The following is a 14,849-nucleotide window of genomic DNA, read 5'->3' as shown; positions in this document are numbered from 1 at the left end:
TGTAAATATTAAAGAAAGTATGCTTCAAATGGAAGTAACCCAAAAGATTAAAAGGAGGGCTTATTGTGTTTAAGCATGTCAAAGACATGGAATACACCGTCCATGTTGATCGCCCTGATCCGAGATTTGCAAATCTTTTGCTCGAACAATTTGGTGGACCGCATGGTGAACTGAAAGCTGCGATGCAATATATGTCTCAAAGTTTAGGCTGCAATGACCCTAAGATACGAGATTTACTCCAAGACATTGCTGCTGAGGAAATGAGCCATCTTGAAATGGTTGGTGAAGCAATCGCTATGCTTCTTGGGCCAACGGATAAGGTCGCTAAAGATTTCCCAGCAATACATATGGCACTTTTGTCAGGAGGACCCCTTCTCACAAACTCCATGGGAATTCCGTGGACAGGTTCATATATTGAATCAACCGGAGATATATATGCGGATCTTTCCTCTGATTCGACTGCAGAACTTCGAGCTAAATTGATTTATGAACGACTGCTTCAGCAAACGGATGATGCAGGAGTCAAAGACATGGTTCGTTTTCTCCTCAGTCGGGAAGAATCGCATAACTTTTCCTTTATGCAGGCCATCGGTACTTTACAAGGAAAAGGCGTAGATAAGGATTTCAGAGATTCACAATTTTCGAAGAAGTACATGAACATGTCAACTGGTGAAGGGGATTTCCGAGGTCCATGGAATCAGGGAAACGGAATTCAATATGAAGAAAATCCCAATGAAAAATACGGCGGACCCGCTAAATACGGAAAGGACCGGGGAGCAGATGCTTCAGGCGAAGTTGCACCTGGTTATACAGATCATAACCGCAACAATCCACAATATTCTCAACCAAATCCCAGCCAAGGAAAACCGCAATCACCGACTACAATGCATTAACTATTAGATAAAAACATGATGCTCCCCTAAAGAGAACGATTAAATATCCGCTGCTCGGGGAGCATTTGAATTAATAGCATGATTATTCAATTTGATCCAATCGAATCGAATCTAGTCTAGTCGTTTAACGATTTTTGAAGAGTGGAATTGCGAGTTAAGTGAAAACTGCGCGGAGTTTTCGAGGGTGATAAAGAGTGGGAGCGATCTTGTAAATGGTGACTGTGGGAATGTTCATGCTTATGTTCGTGCTCATGCTGGTGTTGGTAGTTATGGCTATCGTTATCTTGATGATGGTCATGATCATGGCTATGACCATGTTCTACAGTATGATCATGATGAATTCCTAACAAATGGGCTATGGAATGGTGTTTGTCTTCGAGCTCATCGAACCAGCCGTCATTGGCGTCGGTTTTAAGATCAATGGCACGGATATACGGTTTGAGATCAAGAAGCGGAGTTCCATTATAAACATCAATTCCAGAGATCAGAATATCATTTCCTTCAATTCCTTTGAGTTCAACAATACTTAATCCGATCGGATTCGGACGATTGGGCGAGCGGCTGGCAAAGACGCCTACTTCGATTTCAGGTGCCCAGGGTGGATGGATCCGAAGGTTAGTGTTTGGCTCAGGGTGATCTAAATAGTAAATTATATAGAGATACCGATAGGTTAACAGCTTATGAAGACCATCTGTAAATTCTGGCTTAAGTGTGATCCAAAATTCACCGGGCATATCCTTTTGCGGCTGCGGGGGAATGGGAAGATTGTAAAGGTAGGGAGAATGAATAGTACCAATCGCTTGAAATTCAATTGTCATCAAATGACCTGCCTTTCATTTACACAAAATTATTTATGATTGTGCGTGTAGTCGTGAGCCTCCAACATGAAAATGGGAGCGGGCATGGATGAGATTAACGTCTAAAAGCAGCTGCCGATTGGAGAGGACCGGCAAACAAGGTCCATCCGCGGCAATTGTATGATCCTCGCGAAAGATAATTACACGGTCGGCGATATCTTCAACAATAGAAAGGTCATGGGTTGCAGTGATGATGGTTTTACCAGCCGCATGAAGGGCCGATAAAAATTCCACTAACCAGTATTGGGAGCGAGGGTCCAGGCCATTCGTCGGCTCATCAAGGAATAATATGTCCGGATTTACGGAGAGAACGCTGGCCAGCGCAACCTTCTTTTTTTCGCCCCCGCTTAAATGATAAGGTGCTCGATCGAGTAAAGGGGAAATGCCTAAAAGTTCGGCAACATCATGAACCCGCTCAGAGATAATTTGAGGAGCGAGACCAGCCTGCAAAGGTGCAAAGGAAAGTTCATCACGAACAGTTGCCGAAAAAAGCTGTGCATCCGAGTTCTGAAAAATGAACCCTATTCTTTGCCGAAATTCTGAGAGAAAATTATGTTCTTGCAATGTCTTTTCGCTGACTTCTTTGCCAAAAGCTCTAATTTGTCCTTGAGTTGGATGAATTAAGCCGCTGAGTATTTTAAGCAAGGTAGATTTACCACAGCCGTTAGCTCCAAGAATAGCTGTTCTTTCTCCAGGGAAGAAGTTTAAAGAAATGTCAGTAAGAACATTTGAGCCAGGAATATATGCATAGGAAAGATTGCTCAACTCAAGAACAGGAGAAAGCATGGGAAACCTCCTCGCTGTTAGGAATGGGTTCTAAAAGAATCCGGTGGTTGAGCAGAGTCATATCTTTTATGCGTGCACGAAGAAATTTTTGCTTGCCGAAGATGTCAATAAGCTTAAGGCCATTTCCGTAGGGTTCAATTACATCTACCGATTCCATAAACAAAGTTTCTTCTTCTCCTTCTTTAAGGTAGGCGTTTGCTTCACACATTAAATAATCCCTCACTTTATTATTATTTCAAATCTGAAAAGGCCATAGAAGTTCCCTTACAAGAGACCTCCATGGCCTTTCTTTGTATATATATTTTATAATTTATTTTATTCTGCATTTCTAGTTTTTTTCCTGCAAAATGAATTTTAATCTTGAATGACATTTTTTGCCCCATACTACATGATTCTTTTTAGAATGGGGAATTTTAATAGAGTCAACATAAACTCTTTTGGAGGTGTCTTGTTATGCCAATGATACATTTTGACGGACCTGTTTTGACCATTGATCAAAAACGCAGCTTAATTCATGGTATGAGCCAAGCGGCATCAATGGCGACCGGCCTGCCTATGCAATCGATTACGGTTGTTCTCGACGAACATCAATATAGCGATATGGGCATAGGCGGAGATGTTTTAACGGAAAGTCCTTACTGGGATAAAGTGAAAGAAATTAAAGACTAAGGGTTTCATATTTCAAATGAAAGATATATCTGATGAAGACTGGGGATAATCAAGCCCCAGTCTATTTCTTTAGGCCAGTTTTCCCTAATTGTCCGTTTTCTTGGATCTTATCTAATGATATGATAGAGAAAGGGAAAGCATAAAGGAGAGAAGTCCTATGGTGCAATCGGAGCTTCAGCGTATATTATTAGAAAAAGATTGGAAAAGGCTTAGAGAGAAGGCTGCAGAAGATCGCGGAATCGTTCGTCAACTGATGAGCAGAATTTACGTCAAAGAGGGTCTTCTGTTTTGGAGGGCAATTGAGGGATTAGGAATAGCCGCTCAAACGATTGAACGAATTCAACCGGGTTATGCGGTCGAATTGGTTCGCCGCTATTTTTGGTCTTTAAATGAGGAATCTGGGGGTACGGCCTGGAACGCTGCCGAAGCGATTGGAAGTATTATGGCACATTGCCCGGAAGAATGCGGGCACTTTAATTGGATGTATTCAAAATTACTGGATGATGAGAGTTTAAATGAAGGGACACTCTGGGGATTGGCCCATATAGCTTGTGTTAAACCTGACCTTGTTTTGCCATTAGCTGAGGTTGTTTTACCGTTTCTAAATTCGGAGAATCCAGAGTTGAGCGGACGTGCTGCCTTAGTTCAAGCTCTGGTGCGGGATTGTAAAGATGTTCCTGGAATTAGAGCAAAAGAACAGCCTAAAGGGGCAATGCTCGAACTTTATTTTAATAATCAGATCCAATTGTATTCAGTGGCAGAGCTCTCTCAACCTCAAGGCATCTTTTATTGGCAGGAATATATAGAAGCAAGTAACTGGAGGTGGTCATTAACAGCAGCTGCTAATAATCAAGGAGTAATATGGGTAGGTCTAGGCAAGCTCGAAAATGAGAAAATCCAACTTGAAAATTATCTCAATCGATGGTATCCTCACGTCTTTCTTTTAAAAAGAAGAGCTCCTAATGAGGAGGTTCTCAGTCAGCTAAAGGCTTATTTGGAAGGGCGGCGCCGGGAATTTACTCTTCCACTGCAACCCAAGGGAACTGACTTCCAACTCAAAGTATGGGAGGAATTAAGTAAAATACCTTATGGAGCAACCTGCAGTTATGGCGAGATTGCTCAGAAGGTAGGAAATCCAAAGGGCCAAAGAGCGATAGGAATGGCCAATCATAATAATCCCATTGCTGTGATTGTTCCATGTCATCGTGTGGTCGGTAAAAACGGAGCTCTTACAGGTTATGCTGGGGGAATTGATGTAAAAGAACACTTACTGGAGCTGGAAAAAAGGAGATAAGGAGAGAATTAAAATGGGGCAAATCAATCTTTTTCGTGGGGTTGAACATATCGGGATAAAAACTATTAATATAGATGAAGGAATTCAATTCTACACAAAGATACTGGGCTTCGAATTTTTACATCGAAAGAAACCCGGACTTGTTGAGCTAGCCTTTTTGCGTCTCGATGGAACAGTTATAGAACTCGTCGAAATGAAAAAGGGAGACCAATTTGAGGACGGGGTGGTTAATCATTTGGCACTGACTGTTACCGATATTGAGAAGGCAGTTGACTGGTTGAAAGAAAATCAGGTTACTTTGCTGCAAGATAAACCTATATCCCTGGGTGAAGAAAGGTATAACTTCTTTTTCCGTGGACCTTCAGGGGAAAAATTGGAGTTATATCAGGGTTAATATTCATTTACAATAGCAATATGGGCAGGGAAAAGGAAAAACCTAGATTTCGGGAGAAATTCTAGGTTTTTTTAATGATTTGGAGGATTACCTTTGAATATTTTCCAGATGTTTGATATTCTTAGTAGGGATTCAATTTTCATATAAAGGCGTGATATAAAAGGAATGGATTTTAAACTGCCTTCTGCTTGGCAGAAGGGGGAGAAGCGCTATAACACTTTCAATCGACACTTGAGAGATACTTTTGGTGGAAAGGTTTTTAAGGTTTCTCTAGACGCGGGCTTTACCTGTCCCAATCGGGATGGAACAAAAGGTTGGGGCGGATGTATTTACTGCAGCCCTCGCGGCTCTGGAGATTTTGCCGGAGCAGTAACACATTCGGTTGAGCAGCAATTTAGCGAAGTTAAGGAAAGAATGCAAAAGAAATGGCCGAAGGCTCTATACTTAGCCTATTTTCAGGCTTATACCAATACGTATGCGCCTGTTTGCGAGCTTAGAAAACTCTATGAAGAAGCGCTTAGACAAGAAGGCGTGGTTGGAATTTCACTTGCGACTCGTCCTGATTGTCTGCCGGGGGAAGTTCTGGATTACCTGGAAGAGCTTAATAAACGAACGTATCTTTGGGTTGAGCTGGGTTTGCAAAGTATTCATGATCGAACCATGGAATGGGTTAAGCGCGGGCATTCCTATGCGGAATTTTTAGAAGGAGTCGCGGCCTTGCATGCCCGAGGAATTCGGATTTGTGTTCATATCATTCTTGGCTTCCCAGGTGAAACTTATGAGGATATGATGGCTACAGCGAGAGCTGTCGCAGCTTTGCCAGTTCAAGGAGTAAAGATTCATTTATTGCATATCTTAAAAGGAACACCTCTTGCTAAGCTTTTTGAAAAGGAACCATTTCCGCTCCTTACGAGTGAGGAATATGTATCACTGGTGGTGGATATCCTGGAAATTCTGCCCCCGGATATGATTATTCATCGCCTGACTGGGGATGGGCCTCCGAATGATTTGATTGCTCCTTTATGGAGTCGTAAAAAATGGGAAATTCTTAATGCCATAGACAGGGAATTAGTCCAAAGAAATACCTGGCAAGGTAAGAAATTTTTTTGAAAAAAGAGTAATACGGTAAAACTATTATAGGAGCTGTAGGTTTCAAGGAGTGAAAAGCAGAATGGAACAATCACGTTATCAGGAAATTGCCTTAGATATTGCCCATTCGGTAGTTATGGGTGAATATAGAGAAGGGGAAAGAATACACGGAAGATCGACTTTAGCAGGCCGCTATAATGTTTCGCCGGAAACCATTCGCCGTGCTATTGCAATTTTACAAAATGCGGGCGTAGTTATGGTCAATCAAGGGGTTGGTATTACTGTCAGTTCAAAGACCCAGGCCGATAAGTTTCTGCGTAGCTTTAATCAAAAAGCAGAAATTCAAGTTTTCTTAGAGGAATTAAAAAGTTATATGGACAAACGAAGAGAATTGGATCATCTTATCGAAGGACATTTAAACAAGATTTTAATGTATTCTGATCGTATGATGTCGCGGTGGATGGATGTTGCGGAAATTGAAGTGGGAAATGATTCGGAAGCGGTAGGGAAAACACTTGCTGAACTCAAAATTCGCGAACGCACAGGCTTAACTGTTATTGCTGTTGTACGAGGCGGTTATGAGCAATTCTCCCCTGGCGCGGGCTTTGTTCTTGAAGCGAGAGATGTGCTCCTGGTTGTTGGTTCAGACCAAGGAAGAGAAGCGCTCCAAGAAATACTTTAAATAATACAGGAAGTCGCATCTCTCTGTCGAACTCTTATGATTAATCTTTGAGGATAGAGGAATGCGACTTGTGGTATGGCGGTTTTTGATGGTTTTAGGGGCAGAAGTCGTAATTAGCTTAGCGTCCCATAATCAAAAGCTTCTGCTGACCTTTTTGACCCTCAATATGTTCTATCTTCTTATTGATTCAGAAAGATATCGCCGCAAGGTCAAACGTTTAACCACTGATCGAAATGCCGAGATTAGTGTTAAAATTGCTCGAACTCAAAAAGAGTTAAACTGTCCGCGGCAAACCAATTGTGAAGAAATATCAGAATTGGTCATTGACGGGGGTTTTTAGTGCCTATGTTTCCTGGAATTGATATAATAAATATTAAACGTTTTGCCAAAGCCTGTGAACGAAGGCCAAAAATTAAGGAAAGACTGTTTACTGAACGCGAACGAGCCGATCTCAATGATTGCCCGGTATCCAGTTGGGCAGCACGGTTTTCTGGAAAAGAAGCAGTCCTGAAAAGCATGGGGACAGGGCTTTCGGGACTTTCTTGGCATGACGTTGAAATATTAACGGAAAAAAGCGGCGAACCCCGGGTTCATTTAAGTGGTAAAGCGGATGAGTGGGTTAAGAAACGCGGAGGAACAGTTATACGCATAAGCCTATCCCATGAACAGGAATATGCAATTGCCATGGCAATATTGGTATGAGGGGAGGCCTAAGAAGTGCAAGTCGTCAGTGCTCAGCAGATGCGTGACATTGAAAAGAAGTCAATTGAAGAATACGGGATTCCAAGCCTATTGCTTATGGAAAATGCAGGGCTAGCGGTTACTCAAGAAATCCGGCAAATTCTTGAAGATAAACAAATCGAAAACGGTAAGGTCATTGTTCTTATAGGAAAAGGGAATAATGGAGGAGACGGCTTAGCCATAGCAAGGCACCTTCTGATCTTAGGAATAGATGTTTCGGTTCTTTCTTTTGCAAAAACGGCAGAGTTTAAAGGGGACGCGGCCCTTAACTGTCATTTATATATCAACGCAGGCGGGAAGTTTTTTCGGATTGAGGATGAGAAACAGCTTCGCGCAGCTCGCTTAGCATTAAATCATGCCGATATCATTGTTGATGCTATTTATGGTACGGGTTTAAGAGGGGCCCTCCCCAGTCTTGTCGAAGAATATGTTAAGGAAGTCAATCGAACTCAGGCTTGGGTTATAGCCGTTGATATTCCGAGTGGGCTTGAAGCAGATACGGGTAGGGTTTACCGCAATGCAATTCGTGCCCAAACTACTGTAACCTTTGGACTTCCAAAGTTAGGGCATTTTTTGGGCAAAGGTCCTGAGTATTCCGGAAAAGTTATCGTCGATCCGATCTCTATTCCGGCAAAGTTCCTTGAGCAGGAAGAAGTTGCAACCTTTGTTCTTACGGAAGATGTGGTGCGATCTTTCTTGCCTGTGAGAACCTTGCAAGGGCATAAAGGAACACATGGACGAGGTGTTCTGGTAGCAGGCTCTTTAGGAATGACAGGTGCCGCCGTTTTAGCGGGAAAGGCAGCCTTGCGAAGCGGAATCGGTCTATTACAGATTATTACTCCGCAAGGTGCAGCATCATTAGTTGATTTAGGGCTGACAGAAGCTACGGTGTGGCCGGCTCCTGCGAAAGATATATTGGACAGCCAGGCCTGGTCAGTTATTGCAGATAAGTGTCAAGATGCACAAGCCTTAGCTATTGGACCAGGCTTAGGGAAGAATACAGATTTTATAGCAGTTCTTGAAGAAGTCTTGCGTTCGGTTGAGCTGCCTGTAATTTTAGACGCAGATGCCTTGAATTTAATCGCTGAGAATCCTGGAATTTTAGGGTGGCGTCAAGGCAGAGGGCCTTTAATCTTGACACCTCATCCAGGCGAAATGGCAAGGCTGTGTGACTGCTCTGTTCAGGAAATTCAAGATAATCGCTTGGAAATCGCCTTGAATAAGGCTGTTGAATGGGGTGCTATCCTTGTATTGAAGGGAGCGGTTACCATTGTAGCAAGTCCTGACGGAAGAGCTTTTCTCAATCCTACCGGAAATCCAGGTTTAGGAACGGGAGGAACGGGTGATGTACTTACCGGAAGTATTTTAGGCTGGCTGGCTCAAGGTGTATCTTCATTTGAAGCAGCATGCCTGGGAGTTTATCTTCACGGGAAAGCAGCAGATGAATTAGCTCAGGACGTAGGTTGGTCAGGATTTACAGCTTCAGAGGTTGCTGATCAATTGCCAAAAGTACGGCGGGCAGTCGAATTATTATAACAGCGGCAGATCAGAGGAGGAAACATCATGGATAAAGCACGCCCAGTATGGGCTGAAGTTGATTTAAATGCATTAAAAAGAAATTATGAAAGGATCAAGGCTTATACCACAAGTGAGATTATGCCTATTGTTAAAGCGAATGCCTATGGACATGGTGCCATTCCTACGGTTAAAGCGCTTTATGAGGCAGGTGCTCGTCGGTTTGGAGTTGCTATGCTTGAGGAAGCACTTGAAATTAAACAAGCCTTTCCTTCAGTTAAAGTTATGACTATTGGCTTTATGCCGGCTGATTTTGCACAGACAATTGTTCGAGAAGATATTATTACAGGAGTTTATCAGTTTTCTCAGGCAGAAGCTTTATCAAAGGAAGCTCTTGCACAGGGGAAAAAGGCAACGATTCATATAAAAGTTGATACAGGCATGGGACGAATTGGTTTTCGTGAAGACGCTCTGCAGCAGATCCAACGGATAGCTGAACTTCCGAATATATATATAGAAGGAATTTATACACACTTTGCGGCCTCAGATCAAGTTGATTTAACGTTTGCGCGTGAACAATTGAAAAAATTTCTTACTCTATGTGATCGTTTAAAGGCTCTGGGGATTAAAATTCCAATTCGCCATGCGGCGAGCAGTGCGGCTATTATTCAATTTCCGGAGGCTCACCTTGACATGGTTCGCCCGGGAATCATTCTTTATGGACTGCCGCCTTCACTTCAAGTCGGACGTAATGTTGGCTTCGAACCCGTAATGACCTGGAAAGCTCGGATTGCTCATATTAAGACGATCTCAGCGGGCGAAACAGTAAGCTATGGCTGTACGTTCCGCGCGGCTTACCCAACTCGAGTTGCAACAGTTCCCGTGGGATATGCGGATGGCTTGCAGCGGGCTCTTTCGAATCGAGGCGAAATGCTGGTTAAAGGAAGAAGAGCGACCATTATCGGGCGGGTCTGTATGGATCAAACCATGTTAGATGTGACCAAAATACCTGGCGCTGAAGTGGGAAGCATTGTCACTTTGCTGGGTACGGACGGTTATGAACGGATTGATGCAACAGAGATGGCGGAATGGCTTGAGACTATTAACTACGAAATCGTATGTGATATATCACAGCGTGTTCCGCGTATATACACAGAGAAATAAAGAAATTTTTTGATATATTTGAAGCAGCAAACAATATTCGACATGATGCGACACCCCGTTATATCACAGTTTCAAAAGAATACAATATTCTTAAGGAAGATAGGTTAATACACGGCACGAGTTATGCTAGAATTGTATCACGTTATAGCTAATATAGACTCTAAAAAAGGGTGTGTAATATGCAAAGTTATGGAGTACCAAAAAAACAAGGCCTTTATGATCCAAGATTAGAACATGATGCATGTGGTATGGGATTTGTTGTCAATATCAAGGGTGAAAAGTCACATGATATTGTTGATGAAGCACTAACTGTTCTTGAAAACCTAAGCCACAGAGGAGCAAGCGGGGCAGATGAAAATACCGGCGACGGTGCAGGAATACTCGTTCAAATTCCTCACGACTTCTTTAAAAGAGAATGTGAAGTTTTGGGCTTTGATTTGCCGGAAAAAGGAAGCTATGGCGTAGGCATGATCTTCGCTCACAAGTATGATGATTTCAGAAAAACGCAAATGGAGACCTTCGAAAAAATAGTTGAAGAAGAAGGCCAAAAGATCTTGGGCTGGAGAGAGGTGCCGATTGATAAGTCTACAATCGGTGAGAGCGCTCTAGCTGTTATGCCGCGGTTTATACAGGTCTTTATTGAAAAAAATGAAGCCATTAAAGATGAAATGGACTTTGAAAGAAAGCTCTATGTCATTAGAAAACGCGCGGAAAAGATCATTGTTCCAATGTGTGAAGACAAGGGTGGAACTTTCTATGTCCCCAGCCTTTCCTCAAAAACGATTGTGTATAAAGGTATGTTGACTGCAGAACAGTTGCGGAATTTCTATCTTGACCTTGCAGACCTTGACTTTATTACAGCATTGGCCATGGTTCACTCAAGATTTAGTACGAATACCTTCCCAAGCTGGGAGAGAGCTCATCCAAACAGATACATTGTTCATAATGGTGAAATTAACACCATTCGCGGGAATGTCAACTGGATGAAAGCGAGACAGAAATCCATTGATTCAAATCTGTTTGAGGATCTTTCCAGAGTTTATCCGATTATTGATGATTCGGGCAGTGACTCAGCTATGTTTGATAACAGCCTTGAGTTTCTTTACCTTACAGGAAGATCACTTCCCCACTCAGTAATGATGATGATTCCAGAACCTTGGGAAAAGAATGAGTTGATGTCCGAATCGAAAAAGGACTTCTACCGCTTCCATGACTATTTAATGGAACCGTGGGATGGCCCTGCTGCTATGGGTTTCACCGACGGTACGGTTATCGGAGGAGTGCTGGACAGAAATGGACTCCGGCCTTCACGGTATTATGTAACAAAAGATGATAAGGTCGTCTTGGCCTCTGAAGTAGGAGTCCTTGATTTTAAACCTGAAAATATTAAATATAAAGGCAGACTTGAGCCCGGTAAAATGCTGCTCATTGATACGAAAGCCCAAAGAATTATCTCTGATGAGGAAATTAAAGAAGGGGTAGCCGCATTAAATCCCTATGCTGAATGGAACAAGAGGCATATCGTTCCTCTTGCAGATCTGGATGTTGTAAAAGAAGAGGAAAAGCCGGTTCAGGAAGACCTTATAAAACAGCAGAAGGCTTTTGGCTATACGTTTGAGGATATTACGAAAACGATTGAACCTATGGCTATACAGGGTGTAGATCCTATTGGGGCAATGGGTATGGATTCGCCGCTCGCTGTATTATCTGATAAACCTCAAATGCTCTATCTTTATTTTAAACAGTTGTTTGCTCAAGTCACCAATCCTCCGATTGATGGAATACGTGAAGAGATTGTCACTTCGAGCAGTATGCTTCTTGGCGATACAGGCAATCTATTGGATCCGGATCAACGGAATGCAGCCAGCTTGTTCCTGGAGCACCCCATTCTGACCAATGAACAGCTTAATACGATTAAGCATTTGAACAATGAAAAGTTTAAGGCTGCTACAATTTCCATCCTTTATAAAGCTGCGGAAGGGGCTAAAGTGATGGAAAGAGCCTTGGAGCGTGTGTTTAGAGAAGCAGACAAGGCCATCAGCGAGGGGGCAAACATTATTGTTCTCTCTGACAGAGGCGTAAATGCAGAGCTTGCCCCAATTCCGGCATTGTTAGCTTCCTCCGGATTGCATCATCACTTGATTAGAGAAGAGATCAGAACGAATATCGGGATTGTTTTAGAGTCGGGAGAACCTAGAGAAGTCCATCATTTCTGTACTCTTGTCGGTTATGGTGTCACGGCAATCAACCCCTATTTAGCGTATGAAACTATTAAAGATCTTGCGGAAAGAGGATTGCTGGATGGCCTGACTTATGCTGAAGCTAAGAAGCACTATATTAAGGCTTCGGTTAAAGGAATGCAAAAGGTTATCACCAAAATGGGCATATCTACATTGAGGAGTTACCATGGCGCTCAAATCTTTGAAGCTGTAGGCCTGAGAAAAGATCTTATTGACAAGTATTTCACATTGACGCCTTCGAGAGTGGAAGGAATCGGACTTGAAGAAATTGCTGCTGAAAGTCTGATGCGTCATGAAAGCGCATATCAAGAAAATTCTCCGTATGCAGATACGCTGGAGGTAGGCGGTCATTTCCAATGCAAGGATGATGGGGAGATTCATCTTTATAACCCTGAAACCATCTATATGCTTCAAAAGGCCTGCCGGGAAGGCAATTATGCACTTTATAAAGAATACTCCAAGAAAATTAATAATGAAGACGTATATACCTTAAGAGATCTCTTGGATTTCAACTTTGGAACAGGGGATACGATTCCGATTGAAGAAGTGGAACCTGTAAACTCTATTGTTAAGAGGTTTAAAACCGGTGCAATGTCTTATGGTTCCATCAGCAAGGAAGCTCACGAATGCCTGGCGATAGCTATGAATCGACTTGGCGGAAAGAGCAACACGGGTGAAGGCGGAGAAGATAGTGAAAGATTCAAGGTTATGCCGAATGGCGACACAAAGAACAGCGCTATTAAACAAGTAGCTTCCGGACGTTTTGGCGTAACCAGCAATTACTTGGCAAATGCACGTGAGATCCAGATTAAAATGGCTCAGGGTGCGAAACCAGGCGAAGGCGGACAGCTTCCGGGCCGTAAAGTTTATCCGGAAATTGCAAGAGTGAGACATTCGACTCCAGGGGTCGATCTGATTTCACCGCCGCCGCATCATGATATTTATTCTATTGAAGATTTAGCTGAGTTGATTCATGATTTAAAAAATGCCAATAGAGATGCCCGGATCAGCGTTAAACTCGTTTCTGAGGTTGGAGTAGGTACGATCGCGGCAGGGGTAGCTAAAGGGAAAGCGGACGTCATTCTGATCAGCGGATATGACGGAGGAACTGGAGCTTCACCGCGGACAAGCATCAAGAATGCCGGATTGCCTTGGGAGCTTGGACTTGCTGAGACGCATCAGACTTTAGTTCTTAACAAACTTAGAGATAGGGTTGTTGTCGAGACGGATGGGAAGCTGCTGTCAGGCCGCGATGTTGTTATTGCAGCAATGCTGGGGGCAGAAGAATACGGTTTTGCAACAACACCTCTGATTACTCTTGGTTGTGTGATGATGCGGGTTTGTAATCTGAATACCTGTCCCGTAGGAATTGCGACCCAGGACAAAAACCTGAGAAAGAACTTCACCGGAAAACCGGAGTATGTCGAAAACTTTATGCGGTTTGTTGCTCAGGAAATGCGCGAAATTATGGCTAAGCTGGGCTTTAGAACAATTGAGGAAATGGTTGGACGTACGGATAGACTGCGGCCTAAAGAAAAGGTGAAACACTGGAAAGCAGCCCATCTTGATCTATCTTCAATTCTCTATCAACCGTATGCCGGTGCGGAAGTTGGCCGCTTCAATATGCAGTCACAAAAACATGGAATTGAGAAGTCTCTGGATATGAAGAAGCTCCTCAGAATGTGTAAGCCTGCGCTGGAAAATAAGAAATCGATTCGTGCTAAATTGAAAATCCATAACGTGGATCGGGTTGTCGGGACGATCATCGGAAATGAAATTTCGAAACGCTACGGCGAAGAGGGACTTCCTGAGGACACCATTAAATTGACCTTTGTAGGCTCGGCTGGACAGAGCTTTGGCGCATTTATTCCCAAAGGAATGTCACTTGAATTGGAAGGGGATGCCAATGACTATTTAGGCAAAGGCCTTTCCGGAGGTAAAATCATTGTATATCCTCCTAAGAATTCAGACTTTGAGCCTGATCAGAATATCCTCATCGGAAATGTTGCATTCTACGGTGCAACTTCGGGAGAGGCTTATATCAACGGTATTGCCGGAGAAAGATTCTGTGTAAGAAACAGTGGCGCCACGGCTGTTGCCGAAGGGGTCGGAGACCATGGCTGTGAATATATGACAGGCGGTAAAGCAGTTATCCTCGGTAAAACAGGAAGAAACTTTGCAGCGGGTATGTCAGGTGGTGTCGCCTATCTTTTGGATTTTGACGAAAAATTCTGCAATACGTCCCTGGTTTCAATTGAAAGAGTTGAATCTGCTGAGGAATTAAACGAAATCAAGAAAATGATTGAAAACCATGTTGCGTATACGGGCAGCCCGAAGGGCCAAAAAGTTCTAGAAGATTGGAATAATTATTCGCTGAGATTCACTAAGGTAATACCTAAAGATTATAAACGCATGCTTGAAAACATTGATAAGGCTCACAAGGCTGGTTTAAACGGCGAAGAAGCCTTAATGGTCGCATTTGAAGAACATTTTAAAATTGGGTAAAGGATTAAGGTGGGACTTGC

14 protein-coding genes are annotated in these 14,849 nt (G+C 43.0%); 11 read left to right on the top strand and 3 right to left on the bottom strand.

Annotated elements, in window-relative coordinates:
- Positions 1 to 65 precede the first annotated feature (65 nt).
- A complete protein-coding gene (locus ACHOLT_RS18630) occupies positions 66 to 893 on the top strand; it encodes a manganese catalase family protein (RefSeq protein ID WP_425803725.1) in 828 nt (275 codons plus the stop codon).
- 116 nt (positions 894 to 1,009) lie between these two features.
- Here ACHOLT_RS18630 and tsaA read toward each other — a convergent pair whose 3' ends face one another.
- Genes tsaA through ACHOLT_RS18615 form a run of 3 tightly spaced genes read right to left on the bottom strand, consistent with a single transcriptional unit; the run spans position 1,010 to position 2,744 of the window.
- A complete protein-coding gene (tsaA, locus tag ACHOLT_RS18625) occupies positions 1,010 to 1,711 on the bottom strand; it encodes a tRNA (N6-threonylcarbamoyladenosine(37)-N6)-methyltransferase TrmO (protein WP_425803723.1) in 702 nt (233 codons plus the stop codon).
- A 33-nt stretch (positions 1,712 to 1,744) separates the two neighbouring features.
- On the bottom strand, positions 1,745 to 2,536 hold the full coding sequence (locus tag ACHOLT_RS18620) for an energy-coupling factor ABC transporter ATP-binding protein (RefSeq protein ID WP_425803721.1): 792 nt from the start codon (positions 2,534 to 2,536) through the stop codon (positions 1,745 to 1,747).
- Positions 2,517 to 2,744, bottom strand: coding sequence for a CooT family nickel-binding protein (locus ACHOLT_RS18615; RefSeq protein WP_425803719.1), 228 nt, complete (start codon positions 2,742 to 2,744; stop codon positions 2,517 to 2,519). The genes ACHOLT_RS18620 and ACHOLT_RS18615 overlap by 20 nt, the downstream gene beginning before the upstream one ends.
- 245 nt (positions 2,745 to 2,989) lie before the next feature.
- On the opposite strand from ACHOLT_RS18615, the gene ACHOLT_RS18610 reads away from it, so the two are divergent.
- The 10 genes from ACHOLT_RS18610 to gltB all read left to right on the top strand — a co-directional run bounded on the left by ACHOLT_RS18610 (position 2,990) and on the right by gltB (position 14,829).
- Entirely contained in the window at positions 2,990 to 3,205 is a 216-nt protein-coding gene (locus tag ACHOLT_RS18610) for a tautomerase family protein (RefSeq protein WP_425803717.1), read from the top strand.
- Positions 3,206 to 3,362: 157 nt separating this feature from the next.
- Positions 3,363 to 4,499, top strand: coding sequence for a DVU0298 family protein (locus ACHOLT_RS18605; RefSeq protein ID WP_425803714.1), 1,137 nt, complete (start codon positions 3,363 to 3,365; stop codon positions 4,497 to 4,499).
- Positions 4,500 to 4,512: 13 nt separating this feature from the next.
- Entirely contained in the window at positions 4,513 to 4,893 is a 381-nt protein-coding gene (locus ACHOLT_RS18600; RefSeq protein WP_425803712.1) for a VOC family protein, read from the top strand.
- Between the two features lie 165 nt (positions 4,894 to 5,058).
- On the top strand, positions 5,059 to 6,003 hold the full coding sequence (locus ACHOLT_RS18595; protein ID WP_425803710.1) for a TIGR01212 family radical SAM protein: 945 nt from the start codon (positions 5,059 to 5,061) through the stop codon (positions 6,001 to 6,003).
- Positions 6,004 to 6,064: 61 nt separating this feature from the next.
- Positions 6,065 to 6,664, top strand: a complete 600-nt coding sequence (locus ACHOLT_RS18590; protein WP_425803708.1) for a TrkA C-terminal domain-containing protein — start codon at positions 6,065 to 6,067, stop codon at positions 6,662 to 6,664.
- Between the two features lie 61 nt (positions 6,665 to 6,725).
- On the top strand, positions 6,726 to 7,004 hold the full coding sequence (locus ACHOLT_RS18585; protein WP_425803705.1) for a hypothetical protein: 279 nt from the start codon (positions 6,726 to 6,728) through the stop codon (positions 7,002 to 7,004).
- Positions 7,005 to 7,009: 5 nt separating this feature from the next.
- Positions 7,010 to 7,366, top strand: coding sequence for a holo-ACP synthase (locus ACHOLT_RS18580; RefSeq protein WP_425808165.1), 357 nt, complete (start codon positions 7,010 to 7,012; stop codon positions 7,364 to 7,366).
- A gap of 15 nt (positions 7,367 to 7,381) precedes the next feature.
- Positions 7,382 to 8,941, top strand: a complete 1,560-nt coding sequence (locus tag ACHOLT_RS18575; RefSeq protein WP_425803703.1) for an NAD(P)H-hydrate dehydratase — start codon at positions 7,382 to 7,384, stop codon at positions 8,939 to 8,941.
- A 27-nt stretch (positions 8,942 to 8,968) separates the two neighbouring features.
- Positions 8,969 to 10,084, top strand: coding sequence for an alanine racemase (gene alr, locus ACHOLT_RS18570; protein ID WP_425803701.1), 1,116 nt, complete (start codon positions 8,969 to 8,971; stop codon positions 10,082 to 10,084).
- A 179-nt stretch (positions 10,085 to 10,263) separates the two neighbouring features.
- Positions 10,264 to 14,829 (top strand): glutamate synthase large subunit, encoded by a 4,566-nt coding sequence (gltB, locus tag ACHOLT_RS18565; protein WP_425803699.1) that lies wholly within the window; start codon positions 10,264 to 10,266, stop codon positions 14,827 to 14,829.
- Positions 14,830 to 14,849: the final 20 nt, after the last annotated feature.

The sequence above is a fragment of the Desulfitobacterium nosdiversum genome (genome assembly GCF_049860565.1).
Lineage (GTDB): Bacteria > Bacillota > Desulfitobacteriia > Desulfitobacteriales > Desulfitobacteriaceae > Desulfitobacterium_A > Desulfitobacterium_A nosdiversum.
Note: the sequence above shows the minus strand (reverse complement) of the source record. Positions and strands in the feature narration are given on the sequence as shown.

Excerpts from the sequence above, each read along its gene's own strand:
- ACHOLT_RS18620 (WP_425803721.1), bottom strand. The coding sequence starts at position 2,536 with ATGCTTTCTCCTGTTCTTGAGTTGAGCAATCTTTCCTATGCATATATT.
- gltB (WP_425803699.1), top strand. The coding sequence starts at position 10,264 with ATGCAAAGTTATGGAGTACCAAAAAAACAAGGCCTTTATGATCCAAGA.
- ACHOLT_RS18595 (WP_425803710.1), top strand. The coding sequence starts at position 5,059 with ATGGATTTTAAACTGCCTTCTGCTTGGCAGAAGGGGGAGAAGCGCTAT.
- ACHOLT_RS18610 (WP_425803717.1), top strand. The coding sequence starts at position 2,990 with ATGCCAATGATACATTTTGACGGACCTGTTTTGACCATTGATCAAAAA.
- ACHOLT_RS18580 (WP_425808165.1), top strand. The coding sequence starts at position 7,010 with ATGTTTCCTGGAATTGATATAATAAATATTAAACGTTTTGCCAAAGCC.
- ACHOLT_RS18615 (WP_425803719.1), bottom strand. The coding sequence starts at position 2,744 with ATGTGTGAAGCAAACGCCTACCTTAAAGAAGGAGAAGAAGAAACTTTG.
- ACHOLT_RS18590 (WP_425803708.1), top strand. The coding sequence starts at position 6,065 with ATGGAACAATCACGTTATCAGGAAATTGCCTTAGATATTGCCCATTCG.
- tsaA (WP_425803723.1), bottom strand. The coding sequence starts at position 1,711 with ATGACAATTGAATTTCAAGCGATTGGTACTATTCATTCTCCCTACCTT.
- ACHOLT_RS18605 (WP_425803714.1), top strand. The coding sequence starts at position 3,363 with ATGGTGCAATCGGAGCTTCAGCGTATATTATTAGAAAAAGATTGGAAA.
- alr (WP_425803701.1), top strand. The coding sequence starts at position 8,969 with ATGGATAAAGCACGCCCAGTATGGGCTGAAGTTGATTTAAATGCATTA.
- ACHOLT_RS18600 (WP_425803712.1), top strand. The coding sequence starts at position 4,513 with ATGGGGCAAATCAATCTTTTTCGTGGGGTTGAACATATCGGGATAAAA.
- ACHOLT_RS18585 (WP_425803705.1), top strand. The coding sequence starts at position 6,726 with ATGCGACTTGTGGTATGGCGGTTTTTGATGGTTTTAGGGGCAGAAGTC.